The sequence below is a fragment of the Duganella levis genome (assembly GCF_009857605.1).
Classification (GTDB): Bacteria; Pseudomonadota; Gammaproteobacteria; order Burkholderiales; family Burkholderiaceae_D; genus Rugamonas; species Rugamonas levis.
In genome coordinates this window covers 1-15555 of the sequence record NZ_WWCT01000048.1, presented here as the reverse complement: position 1 = coordinate 15555, position 15555 = coordinate 1, and the positions used below count along the sequence as shown (strand labels likewise).

The 15555-nt window shown below is 61.3% G+C and carries 12 protein-coding genes, 1 rRNA gene and 1 pseudogene; 6 read left to right on the top strand and 8 right to left on the bottom strand.

Annotated features, from left to right (window positions below):
* Positions 1–141: 141 nt before the first annotated feature.
* The 4 genes from GTP69_RS29850 to GTP69_RS29835 all read left to right on the top strand — a co-directional run bounded on the left by GTP69_RS29850 (position 142) and on the right by GTP69_RS29835 (position 3184).
* Entirely contained in the window at positions 142–1308 is a 1167-nt protein-coding gene (locus GTP69_RS29850) for a cysteine desulfurase family protein (protein ID WP_161058265.1), read from the top strand.
* Positions 1309–1439: 131 nt separating this feature from the next.
* Positions 1440–1628, top strand: a complete 189-nt coding sequence (locus GTP69_RS29845; protein WP_161058264.1) for a hypothetical protein — start codon at positions 1440–1442, stop codon at positions 1626–1628.
* A 65-nt stretch (positions 1629–1693) separates the two neighbouring features.
* On the top strand, positions 1694–1999 hold the full coding sequence (gene tnpA / locus GTP69_RS31940) for an IS66 family insertion sequence element accessory protein TnpA (RefSeq protein ID WP_443093256.1): 306 nt from the start codon (positions 1694–1696) through the stop codon (positions 1997–1999).
* An 81-nt stretch (positions 2000–2080) separates the two neighbouring features.
* The gene (locus GTP69_RS29835) at positions 2081–3184 is read left to right on the top strand and encodes an alkaline phosphatase D family protein (protein WP_308494480.1); all 1104 of its coding nucleotides are present in this window, start codon (positions 2081–2083) and stop codon (positions 3182–3184) included.
* A 34-nt stretch (positions 3185–3218) separates the two neighbouring features.
* Here the strand turns inward: GTP69_RS29835 and GTP69_RS29830 are convergent, their stop codons facing one another.
* The 4 genes from GTP69_RS29830 to GTP69_RS29815 form a co-directional block, all read right to left on the bottom strand.
* Entirely contained in the window at positions 3219–4898 is a 1680-nt protein-coding gene (locus GTP69_RS29830) for a long-chain-fatty-acid--CoA ligase (RefSeq protein WP_161058261.1), read from the bottom strand.
* A 2-nt stretch (positions 4899–4900) separates the two neighbouring features.
* Positions 4901–6592: a long-chain-fatty-acid--CoA ligase gene (locus tag GTP69_RS29825; protein WP_161058260.1), complete on the bottom strand. Its 1692-nt coding sequence runs from the start codon at positions 6590–6592 to the stop codon at positions 4901–4903.
* Positions 6593–6735: 143 nt separating this feature from the next.
* Complete coding sequence (locus GTP69_RS29820; RefSeq protein WP_229261216.1) at positions 6736–7842, bottom strand: aminopeptidase; 1107 nt, start codon at positions 7840–7842, stop codon at positions 6736–6738.
* Positions 7843–7872: 30 nt separating this feature from the next.
* Complete coding sequence (locus GTP69_RS29815; protein WP_161058258.1) at positions 7873–9951, bottom strand: molybdopterin-containing oxidoreductase family protein; 2079 nt, start codon at positions 9949–9951, stop codon at positions 7873–7875.
* Positions 9952–10090: 139 nt separating this feature from the next.
* On the opposite strand from GTP69_RS29815, the gene GTP69_RS29810 reads away from it, so the two are divergent.
* A complete protein-coding gene (locus GTP69_RS29810; protein WP_161058257.1) occupies positions 10091–11284 on the top strand; it encodes a M20 aminoacylase family protein in 1194 nt (397 codons plus the stop codon).
* Here GTP69_RS29810 and GTP69_RS29805 read toward each other — a convergent pair.
* Positions 11276–12123: pseudogene (locus GTP69_RS29805) on the bottom strand (NAD(P)-dependent oxidoreductase). The gene GTP69_RS29810 and the pseudogene GTP69_RS29805 sit on opposite strands and share 9 nt — an antisense overlap.
* Before the next feature lie 141 nt (positions 12124–12264).
* Between GTP69_RS29805 and GTP69_RS29800 the strand changes: the two are divergent.
* The gene (locus GTP69_RS29800) at positions 12265–12810 is read left to right on the top strand and encodes an acyloxyacyl hydrolase (protein ID WP_161058256.1); all 546 of its coding nucleotides are present in this window, start codon (positions 12265–12267) and stop codon (positions 12808–12810) included.
* A gap of 35 nt (positions 12811–12845) precedes the next feature.
* On the opposite strand, the gene GTP69_RS29795 is transcribed toward GTP69_RS29800, so the two are convergent.
* From GTP69_RS29795 to rrf, 3 genes are all read right to left on the bottom strand, one after another.
* On the bottom strand, positions 12846–14048 hold the full coding sequence (locus tag GTP69_RS29795; protein ID WP_229261215.1) for a L,D-transpeptidase family protein: 1203 nt from the start codon (positions 14046–14048) through the stop codon (positions 12846–12848).
* Positions 14045–15271 (bottom strand): nuclear transport factor 2 family protein, encoded by a 1227-nt coding sequence (locus tag GTP69_RS29790; protein WP_161058255.1) that lies wholly within the window; start codon positions 15269–15271, stop codon positions 14045–14047. Before GTP69_RS29790 ends, GTP69_RS29795 begins: the two co-directional genes overlap by 4 nt.
* 165 nt (positions 15272–15436) lie before the next feature.
* A 5S ribosomal RNA gene (rrf, locus tag GTP69_RS29785) occupies positions 15437–15549 on the bottom strand.
* Between the last annotated feature and the right edge of the window lie 6 nt (positions 15550–15555).

Here is a 15555-nt window from a genome sequence, read left to right as displayed (position 1 = left end):
AGTAATGCCACGTCGATCACTCCAATTCCCCACTCAATGTCATGAGTAGGATTGTGAATTAAACGTGGGTCAGTTTCGTGTGCAAATTATGCGGCAAAGTGGGTCAGTTTTGGATGCAAATCAACAGGGGACTGCATCAGCGTGATTTATCTCGACAACAACGCCACAACCAAGGCGTCCTCCACTGTCGTCGCGGCGGTCACCCATTACCTTGAGAACTGCTATGCAAACGCTTCTGCGAACACTGCTGGTTACACTGGAGCAGACGTGCCCCGTCGCACCGCAGCCGGGCAATTGGCCCACCTTCTCAATGCCGAGGAACCGGACTGCTTCTTGTTTACGTCAGGTGCGACGGAGTCAAATAACTGGATATTTTCTGCACTTAACGGTTCGAGACTTAGGAAGGTGTGCATTAGTGCGATCGAACATCCTTCGGTGAGTGAGCCGGCCGAACGGCTTGGGAGGAACGGTTGCGAACTGTCAGTGATCCCAGTGAATAGGGACGGTATCGTATGCATCGAGACATTGGCAGAGCTGCTCTCCCCTGACACCCAACTTGTTTCGGTTATGGCCGCAAACAACGAAACAGGCGTGGTGCAGCCCATCGAGGAGATTGCACAGTTGGTCCGTGCCCGGTGTCCTACTGCGCTCTTCCATACGGACGCAACCCAAGCGATTGGACGCATCCCTATCGATCTGCAGGGCAGTTGGGCAGAAGTTGACTTGATGTCCTTTTCGGCGCACAAATTTCACGGGCCGAAGGGCATAGGAGGAATTTATTGCCGCCCTGGAACAGCGCTTCTACCTTGGCTAGTGGGCGGGGGGCAAGAAGCGGGATTGCGCTCTGGTACTACCAATACGCCCGGTCTAGCTGGGTTAGCGGCGGCTGTAGGGCAAATAGACGTTGCCCTGTACGACGAAGTGCGGGATAGAAGAGACTATTTTGAGTCGCAGTTGCGCGGAGTTCTTTCTGTTCAACTCCATGCCGCCAATGCTCTGCGGCTTCCAAACACTAGCTGCTTTTCGATAGCGGGCACATCGGGCGAGGAGATTGCGGATCAGCTTGCAGCGCGTGGCGTTATCGTCGGAACGGGATCAGCGTGTTCTTCGGGTTCGCTGAGCCCCCCGAAGACGCTGCTGGCCATGGGAGTTAATTACACATTAGCAGCGGGCACAATTCGGGTCAGTCTCAGCAGAACCACATCGATCGAAGAACTAGATCGGCTGGTGGCGCTGCTTGTCGAGATTGTCGCCGTCCGGGGAGGATCTCCGCAACTGCCTGGTGGCGGTACCCCGCCCTGGCGATAAGGCGCCTCCATTGTTGGCGGTTTTGGCGAACAAAAAAGTGGGGCTTCATGCGAATATGCCGTGGGACGATAACGCTGCATGTCGCTGTCAGCAGCGAGTTGGACTTACGATAAAACTCAAAAGGAGTAGCAATGGACGCTATTACTTCATATCTTCAACCAGGCCGATTGGCCGATGTTTTGGCCCTCATCCAAGTACTGGCTTACGACCGCGACTCTTACCGCACGGAGGACGGGCTGGATGACGAGCTTCAAAGAAAGCCATCTACTGGTGAAACTTGGATGCCCGTTGCAAGAACACCCAAAGTTTTTCCGGGGTAAGCGTCCAGCGCACCCACCTATGAATCCGTGAAGCCCCAGGCCAAACTCCGCATTTTTACTTGGAGATGAGGATGGTGAACACCGAACGGGAAGCGGTTTGGCGAGAGCGTGTTGCGCACTGGCGAGCAGGCGGACTGTCGCAACGCGCCTTCGCCCTGCAAGAGGGCTATCCAATACGACAGGTGGGTTACTGGGTTCGCCGACTGCCCCGGTCACCGGCCACGCCCGGGCTGTTGCCGGTGCCGGTAACGCCAGCGCCGCCAGCGCCCGTCGCGATCAAGCTGATCAACGAGCGCGGTTGGACGTTGAGCTTGCCGAACGATGTGCCGGCCAGTTGGCTGGCCGAATTGATGATGCGAGGCATGGCCTAGCCTAAATTCGTTCACTTTGATTTTTTTAGGGACGGCATGGACATCGGTCATCGAAGACCCCCTATTTCCGAGGCTTTAGCCATGGACATGAAAGATGAGCAAGAAGAGGTGCCACGACAGGGGGTTTTCTATGTCCATGGACGGCGTATTCGGGGTTGCGGAAAGTGGGGTCCATACCAGCGCCAGCATCCAAAAGCCGCCGTACGGGTCTCTGAAAGCTTCACGCTGGCCGACTACCGCGCCCGCTACGCTCAGTACAAATCCGATCCCGACCTGCAAGCCGCGCACCACGTTGCGCCGTGGATCGTCACCTGGGACGATCACGAAGTCGCCAACGACTATGGCAACGACCGCGACGAACGCCTCGACCCGCGCTTCATCGACCGCCGCGCCGCCGCGTATCAAGCCTTCTACGAACACATGCCGTTGCGCGTAGCGCCGCAAGACTTCGCCCACCTGCGCATGTACCAGCGCTACGACTGGGGCAAGCTGGCGCGTTTCCACGTGCTGGACGACCGCCAGTACCGCGCCTACCACGCCTGCCCGCCCAAGGGACGCGGCGGTTCCAGCTCGGTGCTGCTGCGCGACTGCCCAGCGCTGCTGGACCGCAGCCGCAGCATGCTGGGCAAGGAACAGGAACAATGGCTGGCGCAAGGACTCAGCGCCTCGCCGGCGCGCTGGAACATCCTGGCCCAGCAAACGCTGATGGCGCAAAACAGCCAGCTGCCGATCATGAAGGAAGGCGACGGCCGCTTCTGGACCGACGGCTGGGACGGCTACCCGGTGGCGCGCCAGCGCCTGATGGACACGCTGCACACCAGCCGCGCCAGCAATCCGCTGGTGCTGTCGGGCGACGTGCACAGCTTCTTCGCCAGCGAACTGGCGCGCAATCCCTCGCGCCCGCGCAGCGCCGGCAATCCGCTGGTGGCGACGGAGTTCTGCGGCACCTCGATCACCTCGCCATCACGCTCACAGGCGCGCACCGACGACTTCGTGCGAATGAATCCGGCGATCAAATACGGTCGCAGCGACAAGCGCGGCTACATGCTGCTGACTATCACGCCGGCCGACACCAGCGCCCACTTCCTGGCTCTGGACGACGTGCACACCAGCGCCAGCCCAATCGCCCGCGCCGCCGGCTTCGTGGTGCAGAACGGCCAGCCCGGCCTAAAAAAAATCGCCTGACTCAGCAGGCGATTTTTTCAACATCTCTTCAATATCAGGCGGCGGTTTTTTCGGTCTTTTCATCTCGCAGCTGGCGGCGCAGGATTTTGCCGACGTTGGTCTTCGGCAGCTCATCGCGGAACTCGATGTACTTCGGTTTCTTGTACGCGGTGAGCTCGTGCTTGCAGTAGTCGAGGATCTGCTCGGCCGTCAGGTTCGGATCCTTGCGCACCACGAACAGTTTCACCGCCTCGCCCGAATTCTTGTCCGGCACGCCGATGCACGCCACTTCCAGCACGCCCGGATGCGAAGCCACCACTTCTTCCACCTCGTTCGGATAGACGTTGAAGCCGGACACGATGATCATGTCCTTCTTGCGGTCGACGATCTTGGTGTAGCCCTTTTCGTCCATGATGCCGACGTCGCCGGTCTTGAAGAAGCCATCGGCCGTCATCGACTTGGCGGTTTCGTCCGGACGGTTCCAGTAGCCCGCCATCACCTGCGGACCGCGAATCGCGATCTCGCCGGTCGAGCCCAGCGGCAGCGGATTGCCGTCGTCGTCCAGGATCGCCACTTCGGTCGATGGAATCGGCAGGCCGATGGTGCCGGTGAATTCCTTGATGTCGATGCGGTTGGCCGTGGCCACCGGCGAGGTCTCGGACAAGCCATAACCTTCGATGATCGGCGTGCCGGTCACCTTCAGCCAGCGTTCGGCCACGCCCTTCTGCACCGCCATACCGCCGCCGTTGCACAGCTTGTACGACGAGAAGTCCAGCTTGGCGAAATCGGCGTTGTTCAGCAGCGCGTTGTACAGCGTGTTCACGGCCGGCAGCACGGTCACCTTGTACTTGGCCAGCTCTTTGACAAAGCCAGGAATATCGCGCGGGTTCGGAATCAGCAGGCTCAAGCCGCCGGTGCGGATGCTCATGAAGGCGCTGACGGTCAGCGAATAAATGTGATACAGCGGCAGCGCGGCGACAAACACCATCGGCTCGCCGCCGGCCTTCATCTGCAACCACGCTTCGTTCTGCAGCACGTTGGCGATGATATTCCGGTGCAGCAGGATCGCGCCTTTCGACACGCCCGTGGTGCCGCCGGTGTATTGCAGGAAGGCGATGTCGTCATGGCCCTGCTTGGCCGGCGTCAGCGTCTTGCCCGAACCTTCAGAGAGCACCTGCTTGAACGACACCGAACCCGGCAGCGAAAACGCCGGCACCATCTTCTTCACATTGCGCACCACGAAGTTGACGATGAAGCCTTTCAGCCCGCCCAGCAGATCGCCCATGGTGGCCACCACCACATGCTTGACGGCGGTCTGCGCCACCACCTGCTGCACCGTGGTGGCAAAGTTTTCCAGCACGAAGATGGCTTCGGCGCCCGAGTCGGTCAGCTGGTGCTGCAACTCGCGCGGCGTGTACAGCGGGTTGACGTTGACCACGGTGTAACCGGCGCGCAGGATACCGGCCATGATGACCGGATATTGCAGCACGTTCGGCAGCATGACGGCCACGCGCGCGCCCGGTTGCAGGCCCTTGGCCTGCAGCCAGGCGCCGACTTTTTGCGACAGCTGATCCAGCTCGCCGTAGGTCAGGAATTTATCCATGCACACGAAGGCATTGCGATCCGCGTACTTACGGAAGGATTCCTCCATCAGGTGGGTCACCGAGCGGAACTGGGTGCTGTCGATCTCCGCCGGTACGCCTTCTGGGTACGACTTCAGCCAAATCTTTTCCATCTTTATGCAGCCTTTTTCTTCTCGCCGGGGACTTCGTCGCGCAACATGCGGCGCAGAATCTTCCCGACATTGGTTTTGGGTAGCTCCTCGCGGAACTCAATGTATTTCGGCTTTTTATAGCCGGTAAATTGTTCTTTGCAGTAGGCCATCAACTGCTCTTGCGTCAGGTTCGGGTCCTTGCGCACCACGAATACCTTGACGGCCTCGCCCGAATGCTCGTCCGGCACGCCGATCGCCGCGCACTCCAGCACGCCAGGATGGGCGGCAATCACGCCTTCCAGCTCGTTCGGGTAGACGTTAAAGCCGGACACCAGGATCATGTCCTTCTTGCGGTCCACGATTTTAACGAAACCGCGCTCATCCATCACGCCGACGTCGCCGGATTTGAAGAAGCCGTCCGGCGTCATCACCTTGGCGGTTTCGTCGGGACGGTTCCAGTAGCCGGACATCACCTGCGGGCCGCGAATCGCGATCTCGCCGGCCGTCCCCAGCGGCACTTCCTGGCCGTCGTCATCCAAAATGGCGATGTCGGTCGATGGCACCGGCAGGCCGATGGTGGCCGTGAATTCCTTGCTGTCGGCGCGGTTGCAGGTGGCCACCGGCGAGGTCTCGGACAAGCCGTAACCCTCGATGATGGACACGCCGGTCGCCTTCAGCCAGCGGTCGTTGACGGCCTGCTGCACCGCCATGCCGCCGCCGTTGCAGATCTTCAGCGCCGAAAAGTCCAGATGGGCGAAATCCGGATGGTTCAGCAGCGCGTTGTACAGCGTGTTCACCGCCGGCAGCATGTTGAACTTGTACTTGGCCAGTTCCTTGATGAAGCCACCGATGTCGCGCGGATTCGGCACCAGGATATTCAGCGCGCCGACCCGCGTGCCCCACATCGCGCAGCAAGTCAGCGCAAAGATATGGTACAGCGGCAGCGCGCAGACGATGGTCACCTGCTCGTCGGAACCGCCCAGCGCCGGCTCCGACCACGCCTCGCTTTGCAGCAGGTTGGCGACGATATTCTGGTGCGTCAGCGTCGCGCCTTTCGACACGCCGGTGGTGCCGCCGGTGTACTGCAGGAACGCCGGATCGTTGTACTGGCGCTCGACCGGCGTCAGCTTCATGCTGCCGCCCTGCGACAGCGCATCCTTAAAGCGCACCGCATTGGGCAGCGAAAACGCCGGCACCATCTTCTTGACGTTGCGCACCACAAAATTCACCAGCACGCCCTTCGCGCCGCCCAGCATCTCGCCCATGCTGGCCACCACGATATGCTTGACCTGGGTCTTGCCCAGCACCTGTTCCAAGGTGGTGGCGAAGTTCTCCAGGATGATGATGGCTTCGGCGCCGGAGTCGTTCAGCTGATGTTCCAGCTCGCGCGGCGTGTACAGCGGATTAATGTTGACCACCGTGTAGCCAGCGCGCAGGATCGCCGCAATCGCGATCGGATACTGCAACACGTTGGGCATCATGATGGCCACCCGCGTGCCCGGCTTCAGGCCACGGCTTTGCAGCCAGGCGCCCAGGCGTTTCGAATACGTATCGACTTCGGCATAGGTGAGAAACTTGTCCATGCAGACATATGCGTTGCGGTCGGCAAACTTGTGGAAAGACTCTTCCAGCAATTGCACCAGCGAACGGTACTGACTCGTATCGACCTCGGTCTGCATGCCGGGCGGATACGATTTCAACCAGATTTTCTCCATCCTGTGCCTCTGTCTCGAATAATTATCGTTGTAAGGGGAGCTTGCTGATGATGCGATGCTATCGGGCACTTAGCCCGTACGCAAGCGCATTTAACCATAATTAGAACGGAGGTTCTAACGGCTTTTCATGATGCAACGCAACATCAATGCGCGCCTTCGGCACCGGTCAGAGGCTCTTTGGCGCCCTCCGCATTGAGCATCGCCGGGCGGCCCAAGAGGTCCAACTGCTGTCGGCGTTGACCTACGTCAAGTGTCGCTATCTTTTGCACTGCACCATAAAAACGCACGAACGTTCGTTCCTGCGTTAACAAGGCCCGGAAGGCGGGGAGATAATCGTGGTAAGTACCCACTGCGGACAGGTGGGCGTTGGTCAGCGGCTCGGCAAACCAGCGGTCGTAGCCGGCATAGCCGCCCCAGCTTTCCTTCAGCTTCTGGTAGTCGGATTTGAGGTGGGCAAAGATGCGGGCCTTCTCGGCCCGCTTGTGGCGGGTGCTGGTTTTGCCGGCATACAGGTCGGCCAGCATTTTGCGGTGCCGCACCAGCAGTTCCAGGAAGTCCTGGCGGCGCGCGTTATAGCGCGTGTAGGCGTCGCGCATCGGATCGGTGCCGTACAGCTCCAGCCAGCGCTCCACGCCGGCCTCCTCCACCGCCGTGGCGAAGCTTTCGTTGAACTGGGAGTCGCCCGGCACGTACACCACCTGGTGCGCCAGCTCATGGAACACCATGCGCGCCAGCTCGGCGTCGGAATAGTTGATGAAGGTGGACAGCAGCGGATCGCTGAACCAGCCCAGCGTGGAATACGCCGGCACGCCGCCGACCTGCACGTCGTTGCCTTCCTTGCGCAGTTCATCGGCGTAGGCCAGCGCGTCGTCCTTGCTGTAGTAGCCGCGATAACTGACGCAGCCCGCAATCGGGAAGCACCACTGGATCGGCCGCAGCGACAATTCCGGCGTCGCCACCACATTCCACAGCACGAACGGGCGCGATAGCGCGGCGTAGTTCTTGTAGCTGGCGTTGTCCGGCAGGCCCAGTTCCTTGACCGCGAATTTGCGGATCAACAGCGCCTTTTCCAGGCGCGCCTTCAACTGCGGATCGGTGGAGGGATCGCCCAGCCAGTCGTCAATCGGACGCGCGTCCGACCACAGCGCATACTGGCCTTGGGCGGCCTGCATGTAGTACTTGAATTGCGCGCAACCGGCCAGCATCGCCGCCACGCACGCCGGCGCCAGCCAGTACCTGGCGCGGAGCATTCGGCGTGCAATATTGCGCATATATTACCTTCAAGCGGCAACTCTCTCGACTTGAACCAGTGTATCGTAAAACGTCGGCGCGCGACCCATATCTGTCAACTGTTGGCTGGTAACCTCGTTGGCGTTTTTGCCATCCGTCGCGAGCTTCTTCCACCACACTGACAAGCCGACCACCAGGCCGGCGCGCGCCTTGTCCGTCACGCGCGCCTTGGCCACAAAGGAGCCGCGGTCATTGAAGATGCGCACCATGTCGCCCTGCACAATGCCGCGCGCCGCGCTGTCGTCGGGATGGATATCCAGATGCGGCTCGCCCTCCGCCGAACGCAGGCTCTTGACGTTGACGAAGGTGGAGTTGAGGAAGTTGCGCGCCGGCGGCGAGATCATCGCCAGCGGATAGCGCGCCGCCAGCTCGGGATTGCTGGCCGCCGATTCGTACGGCGCCACATAGGCCGGCAGCGGATCGAGACCATCCTTCTCCATCTGCGCGGAATAGAACTCGCACTTGCCGGACGGCGTAGGGAAACCGCCTTGTGCAAACGGCGCGGCCGGCATATTGAGTTTCTGCCAGCCCTTCTGCTTCAAGGCGTCCCAGTCGAAGCCCAGCGCACGTGCGTCCTGCGCGTTGAAGGCGATGGCCGCCAGTTGGTCGTCGCTGTCCTTGAAGCAGTCGTCGTCGAAACCCATCTTCGCCGCCAGCAGGCGGAAGATTTCGGTGTTCGGCTTGGCCTCGCCCATCGGCGCGATGGCGGCGTTATTCGCCATCATGTACAGGTGGCCGTAGGACGTGTGTGCGTCGAGGTGCTCCAGCTGCGTGGTGGCCGGCAGCACGATGTCGGCGTAGTCCACGGTGTCGGTCTGGAAGTGCTCCAACACCACCGTGAACAGGTCTTCGCGCAAAAAGCCGCGCATCACCTTGTCCGAATCCGGTGCCACCGCCAGCGGATTGGAGTTGTAGACGATGATCGCTTCCACCGCCGGCCCGAACGCCGCCGATGCAGGCCGCAGCAGGTCGTCGCCGATGGTGCTCATGTTGATGGTGCGCGGGATCTTCTTCAGCAAATCGGTGCGCTGCAACTTGGGCTTATTGGTCGGGAACGAGCCGCTGGACGACAGCTGCACGCCGCCGGCCGCATGGCGCCACGCGCCCACCAGCGCCGGCAGGCAGGCGATATTCCGCACCGCCATGCCGCCGCCATGCACGCGCTGCACGCCGTAATTGGTGCGGATCGCCACCGGCTCGCCGGCCTTCGCCATGCCGCCGTACAGGCGCGCCAGGTCGACCACTTCTTCCACCGTGATGCCGCAGGTTTGCGCGGTGCGCTCCGGCGTCCATTCGGCCGCGCGCTGCTTCAGTTCTTCAAAGCCCAGCGTGTACTGGGCGATGTAGTCGTGGTCCAGCAGGTCTTCCTTGATCAGCACATGCATCAGGCCCAACGCCAGCGCGGAATCGGTCCCCGGCAGCAGCGCGATATGCTGGTGGCACTTCTCGGCCGTCAGCGAGCGATAGGGATCAATGGCGATCAGCTTTGCGCCGTGCCGCTTGGCTTCCTGCGCGCGGGTCCAGAAATGCAGGTTGGAGGCGATCGGATTGCCGCCCCAGATAATCAGCAGCTTGGAATTCTGGAACTGCTCCATGTCGGTGCCGACCGAGCCGCCGATGGTGTACTTGTAGCCGGTGGCGCCGGCCATCGCGCAGATGGTGCGGTCCAGCAGCGACGCGCCGATCTTGTTGAAGAAGCGCGACGACATCGACTCGCCCTGGATCAGCCCCATGGTGCCGCAATAGCTGTACGGCAGGATGGCTTCCGGCGCGCGCTCGGCGATGGGCTTGAGTTTTGCTGCGATGATGTCCAGCGCCTCGTCCCAACCGATGCGCTCGAACTTGCCCTCGCCCTTCTTGCCGACGCGCTTGAGCGGATGCAGCAAGCGGTCCTCGTGATAGGTGCGCTCGGTGTAGCGCGACACCTTGGTACACAGCACCCCGGCCGTGGTGGGATGGTCGGGATCGCCCTTGACCGCGGTGGCGACGCCGTCTTCCACCGTCACCAGCAGCGCGCAGGTGTCGGGGCAGTCGAGCGGGCAGGCTGCGCGGACTTGTGTGGTAGTCATGTCGGAAATCCAAAAAAGCTTATGCGGAAAACAGTATCGTAAACCATTGCGCCCGCTCTGGCTTAAGTCCGTAGACAAGGGCTACAATGGCTGTTCTCGATGCTTAAAAAGCAAGCGACACGAATATTGGAGAAGCAGCATGAAACTGGTAGATCCCATCATTGCATTTCAATCCGAAATTCAAGAAATACGGCGCGACCTGCACGCCCATCCGGAACTCTGCTACGAAGAACAACGCACGTCCGACGTGGTGGCCGCCAAGCTGACCGAATGGGGCATCCCGGTCATTCGCGGCCTGGGCATCACCGGCGTGGTCGGCGTGATCAAGAACGGCGCGTCGGAGCGCGCCATCGGCCTGCGCGCCGACATGGATGCTCTGCCCATGCAAGAGATCAACACCTTCGCCCACGCCTCGCGTCATCCCGGCAAGATGCACGCCTGCGGCCATGACGGCCACACCGCCATGCTGCTCGGCGCCGCCAGGCACCTGGCCGAAAATCGCAACTTCGACGGAACTGTTTATCTCGTTTTCCAGCCGGCCGAAGAAGGCGGCGCCGGCGCCAGGCGCATGATCGAGGACGGCCTGTTCGAGCAATGCCCGATGGACAGCATCTACGGCATGCACAACTGGCCCGGCATCCCGTCCGGCCACATGAGCGTGCGGCCTGGCGCGCAGATGGCGTCCAGTAACGAGTTCTATCTGACGGTGAAGGGCAAGGGCGGCCACGCGGCGCAACCGCACAAGTGCATCGACCCGGTGATCATCGGCATGCAGATCGCGCAGAGCTGGCAGACCATCGTCAGCCGCCGCACCAATCCGATCGACACCGCCGTGCTGTCGCTGACCCAGTTCCACGCCGGCACCGCCACCAATGTCATCCCGGACGAAGCCAAGCTGGCCGGCACTGTGCGCACGCTGTCCGCCACGGTGCTGGACATGATCGAGAAGCAGATGGAAGAAGTAGCCGTCAACACGGCCGCCGCGTTTGGCGCGGAAGTGGAATTCAAGTTCCGCCGCAACTACCCGCCGCTGGTCAACCATCCGGAAGCGACGCGCTTTGCGGTGGAGGTCATGAAGGCGGTGGTCGGCGCCGACAAGGTCGACGACAAGACCGAGCCTTCGATGGCGGCGGAAGACTTCTCGTACTTCCTGCAAGCGCGGCCAGGCTGCTACATCTTCATCGGCAATGGTGAAGGCGACCACCGCGACGGCGGCCACGGCCTCGGCCCGTGCGTTCTGCACAACGGCAGCTACGACTTCAACGACAACCTGCTGCCGATCGGCGCCAGCTTCTGGGTCAAGCTGGTCGAGGCCAGCCTGCCCTTAGCTTAATTTGTCCGGGCCGTCGCCGACGCGCTGGCCCGGTTCAACTGCTCCAGCCCGATCAGCGCGGCCGAGTGGTCGGCTTGCGGAATGGTCTTCGACAGCGTCATGTAGCGCGCCGTCACCAGCTCCGTCAGCGGCAGCACGATGCCGGCCGCTTCCGCCGCCGCCAGGATGTTGCGCTGATCCTTTAGCTGCGTGCTCACCTTGCCGCCGGCGACGAAATTCCGCTCCAGCATACGCTGGCCATGCACATCCAATATCTTCGACTCGGCAAAGCCGCCGCGTATGGCGGCGCGCATCGCGGCCGGATCGGCGCCGGCCGCCTGCGCCAGCAACATGGCTTCCGCGACAATATTGATCGTCGCGCCAACAATCAGCTGGTTGCACAGCTTGGCCACCTGCCCGGCGCCGGCCGGCCCCACCAGTGTGGCGCGGCCCGTGGTGGCCAGCACCGGTTCGGCCTCGGCAAAGTCCTCTACTGTGCCGCCGGCCATGATCGCCAGCGTGCCGGCCGCCGCGCCGCCGACGCCACCGGATACCGGTGCATCGATAAAGCGCCGGCCCTGGGCCGTCAGCTGGGCGTGGAAGGCTTGCGCTTCCGCCTGCTGGGTCGAGCTCATGTCCAGCCACAGCGCGTTGGGCGCCAGCGCCGGCAGAGCCGCTTCCAGCACCAGCTGCACGGTCGGGCCGGCCTCCAGCATGGAGATGACGATCTGCGCACCGCGCACCGCCTCCTGCAAATCCTGCACGGGACGCGCACCGGCCTCGGCCAGCGCCTCAGCCTTGGCGTGGGTGCGATTCCAGACCGTGACGGTATGGCCGGCCGCCAGCAGGCGCCGCACCATCGGCTCTCCCATCAAGCCTATGCCTAAAAAGGTAATTTGCGTCGACAATTCCGCTCCTGAATTATTTTGAGAACCCCGGTACAATCATGGGTTAGCCGTATAACAATCTGAGATACAGCATTCCATCACTCCAAGGATACTATGTTCGCTAAAAAAATGATCGCGGCAGCCGCCGCGCTGGCCATCTCGCAGATCGCGCTGGCCGACGACAAGCTGATCGATTCCGTGTCGGTTGACTACGCCACCTCCGCCAAAGTGCGCATGGAGCGCCTGAGCGTGGCCAAGGACTGGGACGTGCAATGGTTCCAGTCGAACGGCACCCACCTGAGCGGTTACTGGGAAGCCAGCGTTGGCTTCTGGCAGCAGAAGCAGTACATGAACATTTCGGGTAACGACAAGAATCTGTGGGATATCGGCTTCACCCCAGTGTTCCGCTTCCAGAACGACAACAAGAAGGGTCTGTACTACGAAGGCGGCATCGGCGTACACCGTCTGTCCGACCTGTACAACAACGACACCTATCGCCTGTCGACCCTGTTCCAGTTCGGCGACCACATCGGCATTGGCTATGTGTTCGACAACAAATGGGAAATCGGCGCCAAGGTGCAGCACTTCTCGAACGGTGGCTACAAAAAGCCTAACACCGGCATCAACTACTTCGAACTGAAGGCCGCGTATCACTTCTGATCGCGATAATAAGAAAGCCCCTCACGGGGCTTTTTTTATACGTTGGTCTCAGCCACAATCCTCCAGGCCTTGCCCTCCCTGGCCCAATACTGCTTCTTGCGCACCGCGTGACGGAACTTGCCGATCACGATCTGCTGCGTGAAATTGCTGACGATGACCTCTTCCTGGCTCGGCTGACGGAAGTAGCTGGAATCGCTGATCGTCACACTGATCTTCTTCGCCCCCGGCAGATAGCGGTTCTTGTCCAGCCAGGCATCGATATTTTCATCCGCAGCTGACTTGAACTTCGGCGAATACAACGCCTTCAGGCTGGCATCATCGCGGTTCTCGACATCACGGCGCCAAGTCTCCACCAGTCCGACCGCCTGCTGCAAGTCCTTGTCCACCTGCTCCTTGCTGACGAATTCCACCTGGTCGCCAATCAGAATTGGCGTCTTGCCAATCTCCACCGTGCGGGTCAGGAAATTCAGGTCGTCATTGCTGACCACCACGCAGCCGTCGGTCGACAGCGGCGGCCGGCTGAAGGTTTCCGGCGGCGTGCCATGCACCCAGATGCCGGAACCGCTGCGGCCGTTCACCTTGTCCCAGTCGTTCGGATAATCCAGCGGCAGCGCGCCCTTGCCGTACATATCCGGCAGCTTCACGCCAGGCAAGCGGCCGATCAGGTAATACACGCCAACCGGCGTGCGCATATCGCCTTCCTTCAGCTTGTTGATGCCCAGCTTGCCTTGGCTGACGTAGAAATCCTGCACCAGCCGCAGGCCGTCGTTGCGGTTCTCGTACAGGTACAGGCGGGAGTGGCGGGCGTCGACGATCAGCGCATGGCGTTGATCCTTGCGCATTTGCAGCAGCGCGCGCGGCAGCAAGGCCGGCGCCGGACGCGCAGCCTGCAAGCGCACCGCAGCCTCGCGCCGCAGATCGGCCAGCTTCGATTCGGCGCCGGACGGCACTGCCGCACCCAGCGCCACCACCGGCCGCGTATGCATCAGCAGGATATCGCCGCGCACCAGATGGCCGAGACGGAAGCTTGGATACGCCTCAACCAGCGCATCCGCCTTGCGTTGCGCTGCATCCAGATCGTTCTTCGACAGCTCGGCGTAGATATCGTTGAGCAGTTCTTCCGGATTGGCCTTACGGGCGGCAGCCGCCCGTTCCGGCTTTTTTGCAGCGTAGCTGAGCTCTCCTCCCATCAAGCTGAGGAGCAGCAAGCCCAGGCCGGTGACAAGACGCGCCTTCAATTGGAAACTTCCTGCTTGATCTGCCATTTGCCGCCGTTCTTGACCATAACCAGCGTCTTGCGGCTGCGCGCGGTCAGGCGGTCGGATTCGTAGGTCTGGCGGAAGCTGACCTTGGCGGTGTTGCCGTTGACGGTCACCTCGGGCGCGGCCACCTCCACATGGATGCGGCCCTTGCCTTCAATGCGGGCGCGGCGCTCATCGGTCCAAGCCTTGCGCGTTAAGCCTTTAGGCGGTTCAAACTGCTGGCTGTAGTAGCCCAGATAGGAATCGACATTCTGTGAGGTCCAGGCCTTGGCCCAGCCATGGACTTGCGCCAGCACAGCATCGCGCTCGGACGTGTCAGGCTTGGCCGCCGCGACCTTGGCAGGTACCGGTGCCGGCGTGGCGACAGGCGCCGGGGTAGGCGCTGGCGTTGGCGCTGGCGCCGCCACGACTTTGGCCGGAACTGGCGCCGGCGCAGGTGCCGCAGCCACCTTGAGCGGTGCGGGTGCTGGCCCAGGTAGCGGAGCCGCCGCGACCTTGGGCGCGGCCGGAGCTGGCGTCGGCATCGGCGTTGGTGCCGGCAGCGGTGCAGGCGCCGTTGCAACCTTAACCGGCGCAGGCGTTGGCAACGGCCTGGCCGCCACAGGTGCCGTCGCCAGTGGTGGAATCGTTACCGCAGCAGCCGCAACTTGCGACGCCGGCATCGGCTCCACGCCCACCATCTTGCTGCCAGCGCCGTTCGACACCGTGCGCAGCATGGTCAACTTAGACTTACCCGGCAGCGCCGTGCCCGTCCCCAGCGCCAAAGCCTTGTCATACGCCTGGCTGGCCATCTTGCCGTAAATATCGCCCAGGTTCTCGTAAGCAGTCTGATAGCTAGGATTGGTGCGCAACGCCTTCTCCAGCACCACGCGCGCCTTGTCATACTGCCCACTGGCCGCATACAGCACCGCCAGATTGTTATACGGCTCCGGAAGATCCTTGTAATCCTCGGTCAGCTTGATGAAGACGGCGATCGCCTCTTCCGGCTTGTTCTGATCGGTCAGTAGCACACCCTTCATCAAGCGCATTTGCGCATCGGCGGGGTGCTTGCTCAGATACTCATTGGTTTTGGTGAGGGCTTCGGCGACTTTGCCAGCTTTGGCCAGCTTACTGACATCGGCAAACTCATCGGCGTGGGCAGGTGCCCAGGCCATCAATGCCAATGTGAAGTACAGCGTTTTTTGGGCTGCGAATTTCATTGAGAGGTGATGCGTAGGCGGTGAAAGTCGAGATGGTACTCCTTTATTTCCAGAGGTCAATACTCACCAAAACTATCTGTTGCGCCAAACGCAAAAAACCCCAGTTTTGCACTGAGCGCGATCTTGAGCGCGTTCAGGCTTAACTGGGGTTTTTCTATATAACTAGCTTGACGATAACCTACTTTCACACTGGTTGCAGCACTATCATCGGCGTAGAGTCGTTTCACGGTCCTGTTCGGGATGGGAAGGGGTGGGACCGACTTACTATGGTCATCAAGCTTTGA